This window comes from Kitasatospora sp. NPDC005856, from assembly GCF_040629945.1.
Taxonomy (GTDB): domain Bacteria; phylum Actinomycetota; class Actinomycetes; order Streptomycetales; family Streptomycetaceae; genus Kitasatospora.
Genome location: NZ_JBEXWT010000001.1, coordinates 166,410 through 183,782, shown reverse-complemented (window position 1 = coordinate 183,782; position 17,373 = coordinate 166,410). Strand labels below are relative to the sequence as shown.

The window sequence follows — 17,373 nt, the reverse complement described above, 5'->3', positions numbered from 1 at the left end:
GTCCGGCATTGTGCTCCGGTTCTCAGGCGGTCGCCGTGACGCCCGCCACCAACATCAGCAGGACCGCCGACACCACGGTCATCCGGCGGGCCGCCTGCGGGGAGCCGCCGAACCGGCCGCCGAGCCGCCCACTGGCGTGCGCGACCAGCCCGTACACCACCGCGCAGGCCAGCACGTTGAGCGAGCCGAGCGCGAGCACCTGCACGCCGACCGGCAGCGCGGCGGCCGGGTCGACGAACTGCGGCACCAGGGAGAGGTAGAGCAGCAGGCCCTTGGGGTTGAGCAGCGCGGTCAGCACGCTCTGGCGCAGCACCGTCCTGGTGGACTGCGGCTTGGGCGCGGCCAGGGCGGCGGCGCCCCCGCCCTTGCGCAGCGCCAGCAGCATCATGACGGCCAGCACCAGCAGGTACGCGGCACCGGTGAGGCGCAGCACGGGCAGGGCGGCCGGGACGGCGCGCAGCGCGGCGGCCAGTCCGGCGCTGGAGAGCAGGGTGTGGACGGCGTACCCGGCGCAGACCCCGCCGACCGCGGTCAGCGCGGCACGGCGTCCCTGGCCGAGGCCTCGGGCGGCGATGTAGAGCCAGTCGGGGCCCGGGGTGCAGACCAGCAGCAGGTCGACTCCGAGGAAGAGGAGGAGGGCGTGGGTGTCCATGGGCGTGGGCGTGGCCTGTCGTGATCGTCGCGATGTGGGCCCGGCGGGGTCGGCCGGGGGTGCCCGGGCGGTCCGCCGGGTTCGCCCCGGTGGGTCGGCCGGGAGGTGCCGGAGCCCGCTGGGAGGTCCCGGGGGCCCGCTGGGAGGTCCCGGGGGCCCGCTGGGAGGTCCCGGGGGCCGGTGCAGCCGGTGCAGCGGCCCCGGTCACTGAAGGTAGCCGGACCGGGCTGGCACGCGATGGCGACTTCTCGCTGGTCAGAGCCACGTTTTGGCAGAATGTTGCGCCATGGACCGAATCGACCGCAGAATCCTCCGCGAACTCCAGCAGGACGGGCACCTGACCAACACCGAGCTGGCCTCCCGGGTCGACCTCACCCCCTCCCCCTGCCTGCGCAGGGTGCGCCGACTGGAGCAGGACGGCGTGATCCGCGGCTACCGGGCGGTGCTGAACGGCGCGGCCGTCGGACGTGGGTTCCAGCCCTTCGTGACCATCACCATGCGTCACGAGGACCAGGTGACGGTCGCCGAGTTCGAGCGCCGGGTGGCCGAACTGCCGGAGGTGGTGGAGGCCCACCGGCTGTTCGGCGAGCCCGACTACCTGCTGCGGATCGCCGTGGCCGACATCGCCGCGTACGAACGCTTCATCACCGACGTGCTCTCCGGCCTGCCGGGCATCGCGCAGGTCAACTCGCACCTGACGATGAAGCAGGTGAAGGCCGACCGGGGCCTACCGGTCGGCGGGTAGGGTGCGAACCGGGGGCCCGTGCGGCCGCCGCACGGGGCAGAGCGACGCAGTACGACGTGGGGGGCTGAAGTGCGCGTGATCCACCGTCTCGACCTGGGGTACTTCGTCCGGCCGGCCACCGAGGTGGGCGGCCCGGAGCCGCGCGTGGAGCCGGTGCTGGCATACCTGGTCCGGCGTCCGGAGGGGCTGCTGCTGTTCGACACCGGGATCGGTGGAGGCGAGCCGGAGACCGAGGCGCACTACCGCCCGGTCCGCCGCCCGCTGCCGGAGGCGCTCGCCGCGGCCGGGGTCGCCGTCGGCGACATCGACCTGGTGGTCAACTGCCACCTGCACTTCGACCACTGCGGCGGAAACCCGCTGTTCGCGGGCACCCCCGTCCTGGTCCAGGCGGAGGAGCTGGCCACCGCCCGGCGCGGCGGGTACACCATCGGCGCGCTGGTCGACTTCCCCGGCGCCGAGTACCGCGAACTCGACGGCGAGACCGAGGTCTGGCCGGGCGTGCGGGTGCTTCCCACGCCCGGCCACACCGGGGGCCACCAGTCACTGCTGATCGACCGCCCGGGCGGCGGCCCGGTCCTGCTGGCCGGGCAGGCGTACGACTTCGCCTCCGAGTACGGGCAGGCGCTGCTCGCCCGCCGGGCGGCGCGCGAGGGCGTCGCCGCACCGCTGCCGGGGTACCGCGCCTGGCTCGACCAGGTGGCGGAGCACGGGCCGCACCGCGTGCTGTTCGCGCACGACCACGCGGTCTGGGAGCCGACCGACTAGCCGGGTGCGGAGGCTGACGTCGCCCGGGAGGAGGCTCAGAAGGTGAAGCGCAGCGAGCGGACCCGGTGGTCGAAGCTGGACGGGACGAGCTGCGGCTCGCCGACCGACCGCGCCTCGGGCAGGCGGGTGAACAGCTCGTGGAACAACGCCGTCATCTCCTGCCGGGCCAGGTGCGCGCCGAGGCAGTAGTGCGGACCGCCACCGCCGAAGCCGAGGTGGGCGTTGGGCGTGCGGGTGATGTCGAAGGCGTCCGGCTCGGGGAAGACCTCCTCGTCACGGTTGGCCGAGCCGTAGAACAGCGCGACCTTCTCTCCCGCGCGCAGCAGCGGCCCGCCGGAACCGCCCAGCTCGTGGTCGACGGCGAGGGTCCGGTTGAACTGGATGATCGGCGTGGAGTGGCGGACCATCTCGTCCACCGCGCCGCCGAGCAGCCCGTCGAGGTCCGCGAGCAGCAGGGCCCGCTGCTCGGGATGGACGGTCAGCAGGTGCAGGCCGTGGGCCAGCGCGTTGCGGGTGGTCTCCACCCCGGCGACCAGCAGCAGGCTGAAGAAGGCGCCGAGCTCGCGCCCGGTGAGCCGACGGCCGTCCACGTCCGCGGTGACCAGCGCGGAGATCAGGTCCTCCTCCGGCCGGCGACGGCGTTGGCGGCCGATCCCGGCGACGATGCCCTGCATCCGGGCGAGCGCCCGCAGCCCGCGCCCGGGAACCCGCAGCCGGCGACGCAGCGGGCGGGCCACGCCGATGTCCTCGGAGGTGCGGTTGACCAGCTCGAGGATGGTGCGGCGGGGCCGTTCCGGGATGCCCATCATGGTGCAGATCACCTGGAACGGGAGTTCGGCGGCGACGGCGGTCACGAAGTCCTCCGGCCGCTCGCGCTCGATCCGGTCGACCAACTCGGTGCTGATCCGCCTGACGTCCTCCTCGACCCGGTCGAGCAGCCGCGGGGTGAACGCCCGCGAGACGATCCGGCGCAGCTGGGCGTGACGGGGATCGTCCAGGTTGACCATCGAGTCGCCGAACAGCAGCCGGACCCAGCGGGCCGGGACGGGGGTGGTCACGCCGGGGCCGCTGAGGAAGACGGCGGGGGTGCGGCTGGCCTCGACCACGTCGGCGTGGCGGACCAGGGCATGGAAGCCCCGCCCGGTGGCCCGGTCGCCGAAGAACACCGGGGCGGGGCGGCTGCGCAGCTCGGCGAAGGCGGCGGCGCGGGCGGGGGCAGGCAGCTGCCAGAAGCGAGGGTCGGCGAGGTCTGCGGACTCGGGCGCGGCGGGGGCGGCGGAGTCGGCCGAGTCGGCGGCCTCGGGCGGAGCTGCGGGGTCGGCAGAGTCGGCGGGCTCGGGGGACTCTGATGAGTCGGCGGGCTCGACGGCTTCGCCTGCTTCAACGGCTCCGGCTGGCTCGGCCGGCTCGGCGGGCTCGGCGGGCTCGGCGCCTTCAGCGGACTCGGCGGGTTCCGCCGACTCAGCGGCTTCGGCACGCTCGGCGGGTCCAACGGCCCCGGTCGGCTCGGCGGGTTCGGCAGGTTCGGCCGACCCTGCGGCTTCAGCGGCCTCGGCCGGCTCGGTGGCTTCCTCGGTTTCCTCGGTTTCCTCGGTTTCCTCGGCTTCGGCCGGAGCCTTCGCCTCGCTCGACGCCGTCGCGCCTCTCGGGGCCGTCGCCTGCTGCGGGACGCTCGGCTCCGCGGGGGCAGCGGACTCGGCACTGTCGGCAATGGGCGCCGAGGTATCCGTCGGGGTCTCCAAGGCCGGACCTCCCTGCTTCTGAACGGCATCATCCCGATACGCACCGTACTGGGTGACGCACATTAAGTGAGCATGAGATACCGCGCTGTCAAACCGCCCCGATGGTCGTACGAGTGATTGATCGTCTCGACGCGCCGGGGCCATGGACCGGGCCGGGAGGCGGTCCGACAGGCCTCGGGGTGAGCTGCCGGAGCGAGCGGCCGGGCATGGTCTCACGGCACAGAACCAGCCATGAGCGGAGGGTGCGGTACGGGCCGGGCGGGGCAGGTGCGACGATGAGTGCCATCGTGATGACCGACCGGATCCGCCTGCTGCGCGCCGTGGTCTTCGCCGCGCTGTGCGTGGCGCTGGCCGCCACCGCGCACGTCGCCATGGCCGGGCCCGGTGTCTCGCCGAGCGTGCTGGCCGGTGGGTTCGGGGCGGTCCTCGGGCTGACCTGGCTGCTCGCCGGGAAGCGCCGCGGGCTCGGGGTGATCAGCCTCTGGATGGTCGTGGCCCAGACCGCGCTGCACCAGCTGTTCCAACAGGCCGGGACGCTCTCCCGAGGGGGAGGCGGCCTCGGCCGGCTCGCCACCACGGACTGGGCCGCCCTCCTGCTCTGCAACCCCGACCGGGCGCCCGGCGGGCTCTCCCCGATCGAACTGGCACGGATGGCGGGCATCGACCCGGACGTCCCACCGACCACCGGAAGCCTGCGACTGACGGCGGGAACGCATCACGGAGCGCCGGGCGCGACGACCGTGCGCCCCGACCTGTCCGGGACGACAGGCATGACGAGCATGACCGGCATGCCTGCCGGGTCGCACGTGATGCCGGACGGCACGTTCCACGGCGGCGGGTCGTACGACGCGGCGCAGGGCCTGGTCAGCGGACCGGCGCACGACATGGCGCACGGGATGTCCCACGGCATGTCGCCGGGGATGACCGCCGCCCACGTGCTCGCTGCGCTGGCGTGTGCGCTCCTGCTCTGGCGCGGTGACGCCGCGCTCGTCCGGCTCTTCGAGCTGCTCGGCGCGCTCGGCTCGGTGGTGGCGGGGGTTCTGCTGCTCCCGCTGCTGGCGCTGTTCGCGCGCCCCTTCGGCCACCGGGCCCCGGCGCCGCCCCGCCCGGTCGACGACCGGGCCCGGCCGCCCCGGTCGGCGCTGCTGACGCATGCCGTGGTCCGGCGTGGGCCGCCGGCGTTCGCCCTCGCCTGCTGACGCGCCCGCCGCTCCTTTTCCGCCCCGGCCGACTCCGGCCGCCGGGCCCCCGCGACGGGCAGGTCGCCCTGCCGTACGGCCGCGCCTCGTGCCGTCGTGGCGCCAGGGTGCGGGCTCGCGTACGCCGCTGTGCCTCCCCCGGGGGCCGGCGTGCCGCGCGGCTGCCCATGGACGCCGACGGGGTCGCGCTGCGCGACGCCGTCCCCGCCTTCCCCTCGGGACCTTCCCATGCCTCACTTCGACGGCGCACCGGCTCCGGCCGGCGCCCCCCTCCTGCCGTTCCCGCCCCTCCGGGCGCCTTGGCCGCGCCTAGCCCTCGACGGCCCGCGGACCGTTCGGTGCACGATCTCCCGACCGGTCCCCGCCGAGGCCGGCCAGCAGCCGGGCCGACCACTCGGGCGAGGGCCCGTCGGCAGTGCCCGCCCGCACCAGACCGCGCAGTTGTTCGGCCCGGGCCAGCCACTCCCGGCAGCCGTGGCAGCGCGCGACGTGTTTGTCCAGCCGGACCTCCGGCAGGCCGCTCGGTTCGCCGTCGAGCCGGGCGGACAGAGCGGTACGACACTGCGCGCATCTCATACGACCATCGTCTCGCACGGCCGTGGTGTCGAGACCGGCCGGGTGGGGGGCCACCGTGGATGACGAACAGCTCACCGCACTGGCACTGACCGCCCGCTCCGGACGGGCGGCGGACGTCGAGGCCTTCGTCCGGGCGACCCAACGGGACGTCTGGCGCTTCGTCGCCCATCTGACCGACGTGCAGTCCGCCGACGACCTCGCGCAGGAGACCTTCCTGCGCGCCCTGCGCGGCCTGCCCGCGTTCGCCGGGCGATCCTCGGCCCGCACCTGGCTGCTGTCGATCGCCCGGCGCACGGTGATCGACCGGTACCGGATGGCCGCCGCCAGGCCGCGCTGCGCGGCACTGCCGGACTGGCAGGAGGCTGCGGAGCGGCAGGGCGGTACGCCGACGGCCGGGTTCGAGGACGGCATCGCGCTCGGCGACCTGCTCGACCGGGTGCCCGCCCAGCGGCGGGAGGCCTTCGTACTGACACAGGTGGTCGGCCTGAGCTACGCCGAGGCCGCCGAGGTCGCCGGCTGTCCCGTCGGAACGGTCCGCTCCCGGGTCGCCCGGGCGCGAGAAGAGCTGGTGGCCCGCCTGCGCGCCGCCGAGGCCGGGGAGCTCGCCACCGCCTGCTGAGCGGCGGACGGGTGGCGGACGGGTGGCGAACAGCTGACAGCTGACATCGAACGAGCGACGGCGAACAGATGACAGATTTCGAAATCTGTCATCTGTTCGCTGAACGTTGCCGCCTGTCGGCCGTCGACCGTCCGTCGCCGCATTCCGCCACCCCCGGAAGAAATCCCCCAGGTGTTCGGAACCGGAACCCCTGCGCCACCGACTGCTGTACCGGACCCCGCCGCCGAGGCGGCGTCCGGTCCGGCAGCACGGGAGACGGAGGGACTTCATGACCGCGCAACCGACCTCGACCGACCGATTCCTGACGCGCCATCAGCGAGAACCGGTCGACCGCTGGAGCCTGGTCGTGGCCGCCGGCCTGCTGTCGTTCGTCGCGATGCTCGACATGAACGTGGTCAACCTCGCGCTCACCGACATCTCGGCCGGCCTGCACGTCTCCCCCGGGGTCGCCCAGTGGGCCGCCCTCGGATACCAACTCCCGCTCGTTGCCCTGCTGTTGCCAGCCGGCCGGTGGCTTGACCAGGTCGGCACCCGCTCGGCCCTGCTGCTGGCGGTCGGCTGCTTCGCCCTGTGCAGTGCACTGGCCGCCTGCGCCCCGTGGGCCGGTTGGCTGATCGCGGCGCGACTGTTCCAGGGCGCCTTCGGAGCCGTGCTCTTCGTCCTGATGCCGGTGCTCGCCGCCACCTCCGTCCGGCCCGAACTGCGCGGCCGGGCGATGAGTGTGCCCGCGACGCTCGGTCCGCTCGGCGCCGTCACCGGACCGGTGGTCGGCGGTCTGCTGCTCGACCACCTGGGCTGGCGGGCGATCTTCCTCGTCAAGCTGCCGGTCTGCCTGGCCGCCGTCCTGATCGTGCGACGCCACGCCCCTCGCCGCGGCGGACTGCGGCCGCCCGACCGGTCCTCGCTCGGCGACGCCGCGCTGATCGGTGCCGCCGTCGCCGCCACGCTGCTCGGGCTCACCCTGGCCCCGCGGGCCCCGCTGTGGCTGCTGCTCGCCCTGCCCGCCGCGCCGCTGGTGCTGCTCTGGCTTCGCCGCCCGGGCGGCCGGCCGGTGGCCGAGGTGCTGCGGGCCGCCGGGACCGCCGGAGTCAACGCCTCGGTGCTGGCCCTCGCCGCCGGCTTCGCGGCCTGCCACTACCTGCTCGCCCAGCACCTGCGCGGCCCCCGGGGCGAGAGCGCCACGGCCACCGCGCTCACCATGCTGGCGTTCCCGCTCGGCATGGTGCTGGCCGGCCGCGTCGGTGGCCGGCTGGCCGACCGCTGGGGCGCCCGCCCGACGGCGCTCACCGGCGCCGCCGTCACCACTCTCGGCCTGGCCCTGCTCACCCCGCTGGACCCCGGCTGGTCCGCCCTCGACATCGCCGCACGACTCGCCCTCGCCGGTGCCGGGATGGGCCTCAACGGCGGCCCCACCCAGGCCCTGGTGATGTCCGCCTCCCCACCCGGGAAGCTCGCCACCGCCGGCTCCGCCGTCCAGCTCGCCCGCAGCCTCGGCTTCGCGCTCGGCCCGGCCCTCGGCACCGCCGCCGCCCTGGCCGGGACCCGCGACACCAGCGGGACGCGCGCCGGGATCGCCCTGGCCGCCCTGGTCGCGGCCACCGCCGTCGCCCTGCTCGCCCTGTACCGCCGCCCCGAGTCCTGACCTCCCGACAACGCACCGCACCACAACGCCCAGCCCCGCACCGCCCAACACCGCACCGCCCAACACCGCCATGCCCCGCACCGCAACGCCGGCCCCGCCACGCATGGCCCCGCCCGACACCGCCCCGCCCGACACCGAAGGACCCCTCGGATGACCGACACGAATCCCGGCATGAGCCCCGACACGAGCCCCGCTCCGGGCGCCCCCGACGACGCCCCGCGCTGCCCGTACGGGTACGACCGGCTGCCCTCCCCCGTCCCGCTGTACGGCCCGGCGTACAAGCGCGACCCGTACCCGCTCTACCGGCGGATGCGCGAGGCCGGGCCGGTGCACCGGGTGGAGTTCCCGAGCGGCATCCACGCCTGGCTGGTCACCGGCCACCGGGCCGCCCACGCGGCCCTCAACGACCCCCGCCTGGGCAAGAACCACTCCCTGGGCAACGACAATTGGCGCCGGCTCGCGTCGATCATGCCCGAGCCGCAGCACTCGCAGCTCCAGGTCCACCTGCTCCACCAGGACCCGCCCAAGCACAGCTCGATGCGCAGACTCGTGCTGGAAGCCTTCGCCCCGCGCCGGGTGGAGTCGCTGCGGCCCCGGTTCCAGGAGCTGGCCGACGCGCTGGTGGACGAGCTGCCGCAGTCCGGCGGCGCTGACCTGGTGGCCGGCTTCGCGGCCCACTACCCCTTCCGAGTGCTCGCCGAAGTCATCGGCCTGCCGAACGAGTTGGCGGAGCGCTTCGATCGGGACTGGGGCAAGGTCGTCCAGCCGGTCGGCCCGCAGGACCCCGGCCGCCCGGCGTACGAGGCGCGGCTGCGCGGCCTCCAGACGTACATCGCCGATGTCGTCGCCCGCAAGCGCCTGGACTGCCGGGAACCAGGCTGGGCGGCCCGGGAGGACCTGCTGGGCCGGCTCGTCTCCGCCCATGACGCGGGCGAGTTGAGCCGCGCGGAGCTCGACTCGATGGTGTTCCAGCTGCTGGTCGCCGGGCAGGAGCCGGTCACCAACCAGATCACCACCATGCTGGTCACCCTGCTGCGCCACCCCGAGCAGCTCGCCCGGCTGCGCGAGGGCTTCGACGAACCCGGCAGGCTCGCCCGGGCGGTGGAGGAACTGCTGCGCCACGACGCCGCGTTCGAGCTCACCACCTGGCGGTTCTTCGCCGAGGACAGCGACCTGTTCGGCACCGTCGTCCCGGCCGGCGACTCCGTGATCGTCTCGCTCTGCGCCGCCAACCGCGACGACGAGCAGTTCCCCGATCCCGACCGCCTCGACCTGGACCGCACTCCCAACGCCCACCTGGCCTTCGGTCACGGCATCCACTACTGCCCCGGCGCCGCGCTCGCCCGGGCCGAACTCCAGATCGCCCTCGCCACCCTGCTCACCCGGCTGCCCGGCCTGCGCCCGGCCGAGGCGCCCGGCGACGGCCTGGCCGACCTGGCATGGATCCCGGCCGTCCTGGCGCGCGGCGTGAACCGACTGCCGGTCGCCTACGACCACCGCCGCTGACCCCAGGGGCAGCGCACCCCCTGCTCCGCCCCTTCTGCTCCGCCTCTCCGTTCCGCCCCCGGCTCCGACCGCCCGGAGCCGGTCGACCGTCGTCCGCAGCCCGAAGCCGCACCGCACCATCTTCCGTGGAGGACCCCCATGCCGCCCGTCGGCACCGCCCCTGCCGTCACCATCACCCCCGTCACCACTACCCCCGTCACCCCCGTCACCCCCGTCACCGCCGTCACCGCCGTCACCGCCGTCACCAGAGCCGTCACCGCCGGGCTCCAGGACCGCCCGTCGGCCGAGCGGCTCGCCGCCCGCGTCCTCGGCCTGCTGCTGCCGCACCGCCGCGCCGCGGACCCGGAGTTCGACGCCCGCCCGGAGCACTTCCCGCTCCAGCTCGCCCAGTTGGCGGACTTCATCACCGCCGGCGAACCGATCGTCCTGACCCTGCCCGGTTTCCCCTGCAAGTCACCGAACCCGGCGAAGGTACTCGGCCACCTGCCGGACGAGGGCGAGCGGCTGTCGCTGACCTTCCTCGACGGGCTGTGCGCCGAGATCGGCCACCTGTACGCTCCCGGCGCCCGCATCCTGATCTGCTCGGACGGGCACATCTTCGGCGACCTGATCAACGTCCCGGACGACCACATAGACGCCTACTCGGACGCCCTGACCGCGATGATCGCCCACGAGGGCCTGGCCCACCTCGACACCTTCGACCTGCGGGCCGTCCTCGGCGACCTCCCGTACGACGAGAAGCGCGCCCGGGTGCACGCCCGGTACGCGCCGAGCGTCGAGGAGTTGCGCGAACAGGTGCTGGCCGAGGAGGAGACCCTGCGGCTCTACCGGGGCATCACCCGCTTCCTCACCGAGGACACCGTCGGCTTCACCGGCACCCGCTCCGCCCTCCAGCGGGAGTGCCGCCGCCGCGCCTACGGCGTGATCCAGCGCAGCCGCGCCTGGGGCGAGTTGATCGCCGAGCACCACCCGCGGGCCGTCCGGCTCTCCATCCACCCGCAGCCGGCCGGGGCGTCCAAGTTCGGCATCCGGCTGCTGGCCGCGGCCGACGCCTGGATCACGCCCTGGCACTCCGCGGTTCTCCACCGCACCGACGGTGAAAGCGAGTTGCTGCGCAGCACGGAAGCCGAGCGGCTCGGCCGACTGGTCCTGCGGGACGGTCGGCCGAGCCACTACGAGTGCCGGTAGATCGGAAGCCGGTGGAACGGAGCCGGCAGCACCGGGGTCGGCGGAACAGGAGCCGATACGGGCTACCGCCCCGGCACGGCGGCCTGTGCCGCTACCGGGAACCGGTGGTCGAAGGCGATCAACGGATCGCCGGTGAGCGGGTGTTCGACCACCGCCGCCCGTACGCCGAAGACCTCGGCCAGCAGCTCGGCGGTCAGCACCTCGCGCGGCGTCCCGGAGGCCACCAGGGCGCCGCGGTGCAGGACGTGCAGCCGGTCACAGACCGAGGCGGCGGCGTTGAGGTCGTGCAGGGCGACCAGGGTGGTGCGGCGCTGTTCCCGGAGCAGGGCGAGCAGTTCCACCTGGTGCCGGACGTCCAGGTGGTTGGTCGGCTCGTCCAGCACCAGGACGTCCGGCTGCTGGGCGAGCGCCCGGGCCAGCAGCACCCGTTGCCGTTCACCGCCGGAGAGCTGGGTGAACCGGCGGTCGGCGGCCCCGGCCATGCCGACCCTGGTCAGGGACTCGGCGGTGATCCGGTGGTCCTCGGCATCGTCGGCCGCGAAGGCCCGCTTGTAGGGGGTGCGGCCCATCGCGACCACCTCGCGGACGCTCAACTCGAAGTCCCCGCCGCGCTCCTGGGGCAGTGCCCCGATGTGCCGGGCGGACTGCGCGGGCCGCAGGTCCGCGAGGTCCCGTCCGGCCAGCAGCACCCGGCCGGCGCTGGGCCGCAGGTGCCGGTAGACGGTGCGCAGCAGGCTGGACTTGCCACTGCCGTTGGGCCCGACCAGTCCGGCGATCTCCCCCTCCTCGGCGATCAGGTTGGCCCCGGCCAGCACCGTCCGGCCGGCCAGGGCGACGCTCAGGTCCTCGACGGCGATCCTCAACTGCGCTCCAGTCGTCGGTCCAGCAGGTAGAGCAGGGTGGGGGCGCCGAGGACGGCGGTGACCACGCCGATCGGCAGTTCCTGGCCGTCCAGGGCGGTGCGGGCCACCGTGTCGACGACGACCAGCAGCAGCGCCCCGGTGAGCGCGGACAGCGGCAGCAGCCTCCGGTGGTCGCCGCCGACCAGCAACCGGCACACGTGCGGCACCATCAGCCCGACGAAGCCGATCGCCCCGGAGACGGCGACCAGCACACCGGTGAGCACACTGGTGACGACGAAGACCTCGCGGCGCAGCCGGGTGACGTCCACGCCGAGCCCGGCGGCCGTCTCGTCGCCCATCAGCATCGCGTTGAGCCCCCGGGCGCGGGCCTGGAGCAGGGCCAGGCCGAGCGCCACAGCGACGGCGGGGACGGCGAGTTGGGCCCAGACGGCGCCGCCGAGGCTGCCCATCAGCCAGAACAGCACGCCCCTGGTCTGCTGCTCGTCCCGGGTCTGCAGGACCAGGTAGCTGGTGATGCCGCCGAGGAACTGGGCGATGCCGATGCCCGCGAGGACCAGCCGCAGCGGGGAGAAGCCGCCGCCGCGCCGGGCCATCAGCCAGACCAGCGAGAACGCGGCGAGCGCGCCGGCGAACGCCGCCAGGGAGACGGTGAGGCCGAGCGCGCTGCCGAAGGAGAGCTGGAGTCCGAGGGTGGTGCCGAGGACGATGGCGGCGACCGCGCCGAGCGAGGCCCCGGAGGAGATGCCGAGCAGGTAGGGGTCGGCGAGCGGGTTGCGGACCAAGGCCTGCACGGCGGTGCCGACCAGGCCGAGTCCGGCGCCCACCACGGCCGCCAACAGGGCGCGCGGGACGCGCAGTTGCCAGACGATGAGGTCACGGGTGCCGGGTTCGGGGGCCCGGCCGGTGAGCCGGCGGGCGACCACCGACCAGACCTCGCCGGGCGGGACGTCCACCGAGCCGAGCGAGACGGCGGCGGTCAGCGCGAGCACCAGGGCGACGGCGAGGGCGGCGGCCAGCGGCCCGGCCCGCAGGGTGCGGGCCGGGCGGGATTCGCCGCGCTCGTTCCGAGCGATGGCCGAAGTCACCGACTACTTCCCGCTCTTGACGAGATCCGGGTGGACGGTGGCGGCGATCTGCCGGACGGCGTCGGCGTTGCGCACCCCCGCGATGGTGGTCACCTCGGAGCCCAGCCGGACGAAGTGCCCCTCCTGGACGGCCTTCAGGCCCTGGGTCGCCGGGAAGCCCTTCAGGAAGGCCTCGGCCTCGTCGAAGGCCTTGCGGGTGGCCTCCTCGCTGCCCCGGTTGCGCACGGCCAGCTGGATCCAGTCCGGGTTCTTGGCGACCACGTCCTCCCAGGAGCCGGTCTTGAAGTCGGCGTCGCAGTCGGCGAACACGTTGCGCGCCCCGGCCTGGGTGATCACGGCGTTGGCGACCTGCCGGCCGCAGACCGCCACCGGCTGCTTGGTGCCGGCGTCGAAGTCGAAGACGAAGTAGCTCGGCCGCTGCGCCTCCGGCACGGCGGCGAGCGCGGTGCGGACGTCACCGAGCTGCTTCTCCATCCCGGCGACCAGTTCCTCCGCCCGCGCGGCGGTGCCGGTGACGGCGCCGAGTCGGCGGACGTCCTCCTCGATCCCGGCGAGGTCGGTGCGCGGCGCCTTGGCGGCCTTCGGCGTCCCGGCGCAGGCGGTGGAGAGCAGGTACACGTGCTGGATGCCGGCCGCCGCGTACTCCTCCTCGCTCGGCCCGGTGGCGCCGCCGCCCATCATCGGCATCGCGCCGAAGGTGTCCACGTAGAGGTCGGCGCCGGAACCGAGCAGCTTCTCCTTGGGTATGCCCTTGTCCCCGAGCGCCGGCACCTTGGCGCCCTGCTCGGCGAGGGCGACGGGCAGAGTGCCCTTGCCGGGCGGGAAGCCGGTGCCGATCACCTTCTCCCCCGCGCCGAGTTGGAGCAGCAGCTCCAGGCCGGCGGCGTTGCTGGTGACGATCCTGGCGGGCGCCTTGGCGATGCTGGTCTCCTTCCCCGCGCAGTCGGCGACCTTGACGGGGAATCCACCGCCCGGCTCCGTCCGGACGGTGACGGAGGCGCTCGGCCCGCCCCCGCTCCCGCTTCCGCAGGCCGTGGCGAACAGGGCGACGGCGGCCGCGATTCCGCAGACGACGCGAGGGCGCATGACAACTTCCTCCTGGTCGGTGATCGGGCTCGGTATCGGTGCTCGGTGGCGGCGCCGGTGCCGTGCTCGATGCTGGTCGTGGGTGATCGTGTCGAGGGCCCGTGCTGCGGACCCGGACCAGGTAGTCGGGCGGCCGGGGCGATGGGTTCCCCGCGATTCGCGGCAGGACGCCGTCGCCGGCCGCCCCACCACCGCGGAGCCGGACATAGGCTGGCGGGATGGCCGACCCCACCGCCCCGCTCCGCGACGACCTCGACCTCCCCGTCCGGCTCGGGCCGCGTCCGCCCCGCCGGGTGGTCTCGCTGGTGCCCTCGCTGACCGAGGCCGTCGCCGCCACCGCGCCCGGACTGCTGGTCGGCGCCACCGACTGGTGCAGCCACCCCGCCGACCTGTCCGTCACCCGGATCGGCGGCACCAAGAACCCGGACGTCCCGCGCATCCTCGCGCTCGCACCGGACCTCGTCCTCGCCAACGACGAGGAGAACCGGCGCCCCGACCTGGACGCGCTGCGGGCGGCCGGCGTCCCGGTCTGGGTCACCGACATCCGCACGCTGGAAGACGCCTTCCGCTCCCTGGACCGGCTGCTGGCCACCGCCTGCGGACTGCCCCGGCCGCGGTGGCTGGACGAGGCGGAGGCGGCCTGGGCCCCGGTCGGGAGCGGCAGCCCCCCTCCGGAAGCCGGCGGCCCCCGGACCGTCGTGCCGATCTGGCGCCGCCCGTGGATGGTCCTCGGCCGCGACACCTTCGCCGGAGACCTGCTGCACCGTCTGGGCCTGCGGCTCGTCCACGCCGACCACCCCGAGCGCTACCCGGCCGTTTCGCTGCCCGAACTGCTCGCCTGCCGACCCGAGTTGGTCGTCCTGCCGGACGAGCCGTACCGCTTCACCGCCGAGGACGGCCCGGAGGCGTTCCCGGACACGCCGGCGGCGCTGGTCAGCGGACGGCACCTGACCTGGTACGGCCCGTCGCTGGTGACCGCCCCCGCCGTACTCCGGCAGGCCCTCGACCACCCGTACGCTCCGGGCGGTACGGACACCACCGCCTAAGTCGACCGCCACTCACCGGCGACACGCCGGTGGAGAGTGGGGGCCGCCGAGGAGAGTGAGCACGAGCCCTGGTTCCGACGGAAAGCCCTCCGGAACGCGCCAGGGCCCGGGACGCGTGCTCGCGTCCCGGGCCCTGCGCCCTGCGGTACTCCGTCGTCAGCCGCGCGCGGCGGTGACGGCGGCGCCCAGCGCCTCCTTGATCCGGGGGCCGAGGCGGGCGAAGCCCAGCTCCTTCATGGCCGCCCGCAGCAGCTCCTCGTCGGTCCGCTCGACACCGTCACCGTCCACCCACCGCACGACGGCCAGCAGCTCGTCGGCGGAGTAGGCGGTGACAGGGCGACCGGGCGTGAAGTCCGGCTTCGCGGGACGAGCGGCGGCCTCCGGCTCGGCGGCGGGCGCGGCTTCGGCGTCGGGCTCAGCGGCGGGGGCGGGCTCGGGCTCGACGACCGGCTCGGGCTCGACGACGCTGTCCTCGGTGACGGCCTCGGCCTCAACCACAGGCGCTTCCACGGCAGCCTGGGTCTCGGGCTCGGTCTCGGCGACGGGCTCCTCGACAACGGCCTCGGCCTCGGCCACGACCTCGACGGCCGGCTCCTCGACCGCAATCTCCTCGGCCTCAACGGTGTCGGTAGCCTCGGCGGTCGCTTCCTCGACGACGGGCTCAAGCTCGGGCTCGGCCGCCGGCGCGGTCTCAGCCTCGACGGCCGGCTCCTCGACCACAAACTCGGCAGCGACCTCGACGGCAGGCTCAGCAGCCTCGACCGCCGGCGCGTCGGTCTCGACGGCCGGCTCCTCGACCGTGTCCTCCTCGGCCTCAACGGTGCCGGTGGCCTCCGCGATCGCTTCCTCGACGACGGGCTCAAGCTCGGGCTCGGCCGCCGGCTCGGGCTCAGCCTCGACGGCGGTCTCTTCGACCTCGACAACCTCGGCGACCGGGGCGGCCTCCGGTTCCGTCTCCGCCGTCGTCTCCTCCGCAGCCTCGGCCAGGGCGGCGGTCGCGGCGGCCACCAGGTCGTCGGCCGCCGGGGAGGGCGCCGGGAGGGCGACCACTGCGGCCGGGGCCTCCTCGTCGACCTGCGCCGTCGCCGGCTCGTCGTCAGCGGCGTCCGAGTCCGCCGACGTCTCCGCCTCGGCGTCGGTCCTGGTCTCGGCCTCGACCTCGACCTCGGTCTTGATCTCGGGCTTGATCTCGACCTCTGCCTCAGCGGCCGAAGGCTCCGCGACGGCCTCGTCAGCCTCCTCCGCCGGAGCCGTCACCAGCTCCGGGGTCTCCTCCACCAGCCCGTCCCGCTGCCCACCGGCCAGCGCCTGCAGGGCAGCCGCCTCGGCGTCAGCCCGCTCCGCCGACCCGTCGGTCCCGGACGCCTCGGCCGCGCCCTCTTCGGCGCCGGCCTCCGCACCGGCCTCGGTACCGGCTTCGGCACCGGCGGCCTCACCGTCGACCTCGGCAGTGACCTCAACCGCAGCCTCGGCGGCGTCCTCGACGGCCGGCTGCTCCTCGACCGCCGTCTCCTCGGCGGCAGGCTCCTCAACGGCGGTGGCCTTCTCCCCCAGTCCGTCCCGCTGCCCGGCGGCCAGCGCCTGGCGGGCCGTGTACGCGGCCTCGGCGGCGCGGCGGTCGGCCTTGGCGGCGGCGAGTTCGGCGAGCAGGTCGGCGAGGCCGGCCTCCTCCAGGCCGACTCGCAGGCCGCGGATGGTGGGCAGGCGGTAGAGGGTGCCCTCGTCGGCGGCGAGCCGCTCGACCAGGTCGATCAGCTCGGCGAAGGGCAGCCCGTCCAGGTCGTGGTCGGGCAGCAGTCGGGCGAGGCCGCGCAGGCCGGTGTTGATCGCCTCGAAGGCCTGGGCGGTGCGGTCGACCAGGGCGCCGTCGCCGGGCACCCGCAGGAGGGTGCCGGTCGGGGCGAGCGCGGCCCAGGCACGGCGCTCGATCTCGGCGGAGGTGAGGGCCTCGTGCAGGTCCTCCCGACGGATGCGGCGGTCGACGGCGAGCGCGACGGCCTGCTTGCGCAGCGAGCGGCCGCGCAGCCAGGAGAGCTTGACGCCGTTCTCGCGGCGCCAGGTGCTGTCGGCGGTGGCGGCGGCGAGGGTGCCGAGGTCGGCGTCGTACGCGGCGGGGAAGAGGGCCGCGGAGGTGCGGTGCACCCGCTGGAGCATCTCGACCAGCAGCGCGGTCTTGGCGACGGTGTCGGGCTCGTCCAGCTTGACGTCGGCGGCGAGGGCGGTGACCGCCTCCCAGGTCTCCTGGAGGTCGCTGCCGCGCAGTTCGGCGAGGGCCGTGGAGGCGGCGCGGGCGTCCTCGGGGGTGGCGACGGTGTCGACGGCCGCGTACCAGGCGTGGGTCTCGGCGGTGAGCGTGAAGGCCCCGAGCTCGGCGTAGCGGCCGAGGTCCTCGCGGAGGTCGGGCTCCGCCACGGCGTCCTGGGGGTCCTTGACGTCTGCGGCGTCGGCGACGTCCGCCGGGTCGGCTGCGTCGGCGTTGCGCGAGTGAAGCACTGTCATGTGAGGTCCGGTTCTGGGCGACGACGGCGGGGCGGGCGGCGAGGGGGCGGCGGACCGGTTGCGCGGGGTCGCCCCTGGGGCGGGGCTGGGGGCGCGCGGTCGGGCTGCCGGTTGTGGAGGCCCAGAATACGGGTGCCCGTTCGAGCCTTGCACGCACCCA

General features: G+C 74.8%; 14 protein-coding genes and 1 pseudogene. 8 read left to right on the top strand and 7 right to left on the bottom strand.

Features of this window, described 5'->3' with window-relative positions; genetic code table 11:
• Window positions 1-22: 22 nt before the first annotated feature.
• Entirely contained in the window at window positions 23-652 is a 630-nt protein-coding gene (locus tag ABZ449_RS00740; RefSeq protein WP_360337807.1) for a LysE family translocator, read from the bottom strand.
• A gap of 286 nt (window positions 653-938) precedes the next feature.
• Between ABZ449_RS00740 and ABZ449_RS00735 the strand changes: the two genes are divergently transcribed.
• Together ABZ449_RS00735 and ABZ449_RS00730 are read left to right on the top strand one after the other, a co-directional pair.
• Complete coding sequence (locus ABZ449_RS00735) at window positions 939-1,397, top strand: Lrp/AsnC family transcriptional regulator (RefSeq protein WP_360337804.1); 459 nt, start codon at window positions 939-941, stop codon at window positions 1,395-1,397.
• Window positions 1,398-1,475: 78 nt separating this feature from the next.
• A complete protein-coding gene (locus tag ABZ449_RS00730) occupies window positions 1,476-2,162 on the top strand; it encodes an N-acyl homoserine lactonase family protein (RefSeq protein WP_360338761.1) in 687 nt (228 codons plus the stop codon).
• Window positions 2,163-2,197: 35 nt separating this feature from the next.
• On the opposite strand, the pseudogene ABZ449_RS00725 reads toward ABZ449_RS00730, so the two are convergent.
• A pseudogene (locus ABZ449_RS00725) lies at window positions 2,198-3,412 on the bottom strand (cytochrome P450); the annotation flags it as partial.
• Window positions 3,413-4,179: 767 nt separating this feature from the next.
• Here ABZ449_RS00725 and ABZ449_RS00720 point away from each other — a divergent pair.
• On the top strand, window positions 4,180-5,103 hold the full coding sequence (locus ABZ449_RS00720; protein WP_360337801.1) for a hypothetical protein: 924 nt from the start codon (window positions 4,180-4,182) through the stop codon (window positions 5,101-5,103).
• Window positions 5,104-5,412: 309 nt separating this feature from the next.
• Here ABZ449_RS00720 and ABZ449_RS00715 read toward each other — a convergent pair whose 3' ends face one another.
• Window positions 5,413-5,679 carry a zf-HC2 domain-containing protein gene (locus tag ABZ449_RS00715; protein WP_360337798.1) on the bottom strand — a complete coding sequence of 89 codons (267 nt, stop codon included), beginning with the start codon at window positions 5,677-5,679 and terminating at the stop codon, window positions 5,413-5,415.
• A 55-nt stretch (window positions 5,680-5,734) separates the two neighbouring features.
• On the opposite strand from ABZ449_RS00715, the gene ABZ449_RS00710 reads away from it, so the two are divergent.
• The 4 genes from ABZ449_RS00710 to ABZ449_RS00695 all read left to right on the top strand — a co-directional run bounded on the left by ABZ449_RS00710 (window position 5,735) and on the right by ABZ449_RS00695 (window position 10,634).
• The gene (locus ABZ449_RS00710; protein WP_360337796.1) at window positions 5,735-6,298 is read left to right on the top strand and encodes a sigma-70 family RNA polymerase sigma factor; all 564 of its coding nucleotides are present in this window, start codon (window positions 5,735-5,737) and stop codon (window positions 6,296-6,298) included.
• A gap of 268 nt (window positions 6,299-6,566) precedes the next feature.
• On the top strand, window positions 6,567-7,940 hold the full coding sequence (locus ABZ449_RS00705) for an MFS transporter (RefSeq protein ID WP_360337793.1): 1,374 nt from the start codon (window positions 6,567-6,569) through the stop codon (window positions 7,938-7,940).
• 150 nt (window positions 7,941-8,090) lie between these two features.
• A complete protein-coding gene (locus tag ABZ449_RS00700; protein WP_360337790.1) occupies window positions 8,091-9,446 on the top strand; it encodes a cytochrome P450 in 1,356 nt (451 codons plus the stop codon).
• Between the two features lie 138 nt (window positions 9,447-9,584).
• Entirely contained in the window at window positions 9,585-10,634 is a 1,050-nt protein-coding gene (locus tag ABZ449_RS00695; RefSeq protein WP_360337787.1) for an isocyanide synthase family protein, read from the top strand.
• A 62-nt stretch (window positions 10,635-10,696) separates the two neighbouring features.
• Here ABZ449_RS00695 and ABZ449_RS00690 read toward each other — a convergent pair whose 3' ends face one another.
• From ABZ449_RS00690 to ABZ449_RS00680, 3 genes are read right to left on the bottom strand one after another with little or no spacing between them, the layout of a single operon-like run.
• A complete protein-coding gene (locus tag ABZ449_RS00690; RefSeq protein ID WP_360337784.1) occupies window positions 10,697-11,497 on the bottom strand; it encodes an ABC transporter ATP-binding protein in 801 nt (266 codons plus the stop codon).
• Window positions 11,494-12,582 carry an iron ABC transporter permease gene (locus tag ABZ449_RS00685; protein ID WP_360337782.1) on the bottom strand — a complete coding sequence of 363 codons (1,089 nt, stop codon included), beginning with the start codon at window positions 12,580-12,582 and terminating at the stop codon, window positions 11,494-11,496. The genes ABZ449_RS00690 and ABZ449_RS00685 overlap by 4 nt, the downstream gene beginning before the upstream one ends.
• Window positions 12,583-12,585: 3 nt before the next feature.
• Window positions 12,586-13,668 (bottom strand): ABC transporter substrate-binding protein, encoded by a 1,083-nt coding sequence (locus tag ABZ449_RS00680; RefSeq protein WP_360337779.1) that lies wholly within the window; start codon window positions 13,666-13,668, stop codon window positions 12,586-12,588.
• Window positions 13,669-13,886: 218 nt separating this feature from the next.
• On the opposite strand from ABZ449_RS00680, the gene ABZ449_RS00675 reads away from it, so the two are divergent.
• Window positions 13,887-14,714 carry a helical backbone metal receptor gene (locus ABZ449_RS00675; protein WP_360337776.1) on the top strand — a complete coding sequence of 276 codons (828 nt, stop codon included), beginning with the start codon at window positions 13,887-13,889 and terminating at the stop codon, window positions 14,712-14,714.
• Window positions 14,715-14,870: 156 nt separating this feature from the next.
• Here the strand turns inward: ABZ449_RS00675 and ABZ449_RS00670 are convergent, their stop codons facing one another.
• Window positions 14,871-17,213: a hypothetical protein gene (locus ABZ449_RS00670; protein ID WP_360337773.1), complete on the bottom strand. Its 2,343-nt coding sequence runs from the start codon at window positions 17,211-17,213 to the stop codon at window positions 14,871-14,873.
• Window positions 17,214-17,373: the final 160 nt, after the last annotated feature.

Excerpts from the sequence above, each read along its gene's own strand:
- ABZ449_RS00740 (WP_360337807.1), bottom strand. The coding sequence starts at position 652 with ATGGACACCCACGCCCTCCTCCTCTTCCTCGGAGTCGACCTGCTGCTG.
- ABZ449_RS00735 (WP_360337804.1), top strand. The coding sequence starts at position 939 with ATGGACCGAATCGACCGCAGAATCCTCCGCGAACTCCAGCAGGACGGG.
- ABZ449_RS00720 (WP_360337801.1), top strand. The coding sequence starts at position 4,180 with ATGAGTGCCATCGTGATGACCGACCGGATCCGCCTGCTGCGCGCCGTG.
- ABZ449_RS00715 (WP_360337798.1), bottom strand. The coding sequence starts at position 5,679 with ATGAGATGCGCGCAGTGTCGTACCGCTCTGTCCGCCCGGCTCGACGGC.
- ABZ449_RS00705 (WP_360337793.1), top strand. The coding sequence starts at position 6,567 with ATGACCGCGCAACCGACCTCGACCGACCGATTCCTGACGCGCCATCAG.
- ABZ449_RS00700 (WP_360337790.1), top strand. The coding sequence starts at position 8,091 with ATGACCGACACGAATCCCGGCATGAGCCCCGACACGAGCCCCGCTCCG.
- ABZ449_RS00695 (WP_360337787.1), top strand. The coding sequence starts at position 9,585 with ATGCCGCCCGTCGGCACCGCCCCTGCCGTCACCATCACCCCCGTCACC.
- ABZ449_RS00680 (WP_360337779.1), bottom strand. The coding sequence starts at position 13,668 with ATGCGCCCTCGCGTCGTCTGCGGAATCGCGGCCGCCGTCGCCCTGTTC.
- ABZ449_RS00675 (WP_360337776.1), top strand. The coding sequence starts at position 13,887 with ATGGCCGACCCCACCGCCCCGCTCCGCGACGACCTCGACCTCCCCGTC.
- ABZ449_RS00670 (WP_360337773.1), bottom strand. The coding sequence starts at position 17,213 with ATGACAGTGCTTCACTCGCGCAACGCCGACGCAGCCGACCCGGCGGAC.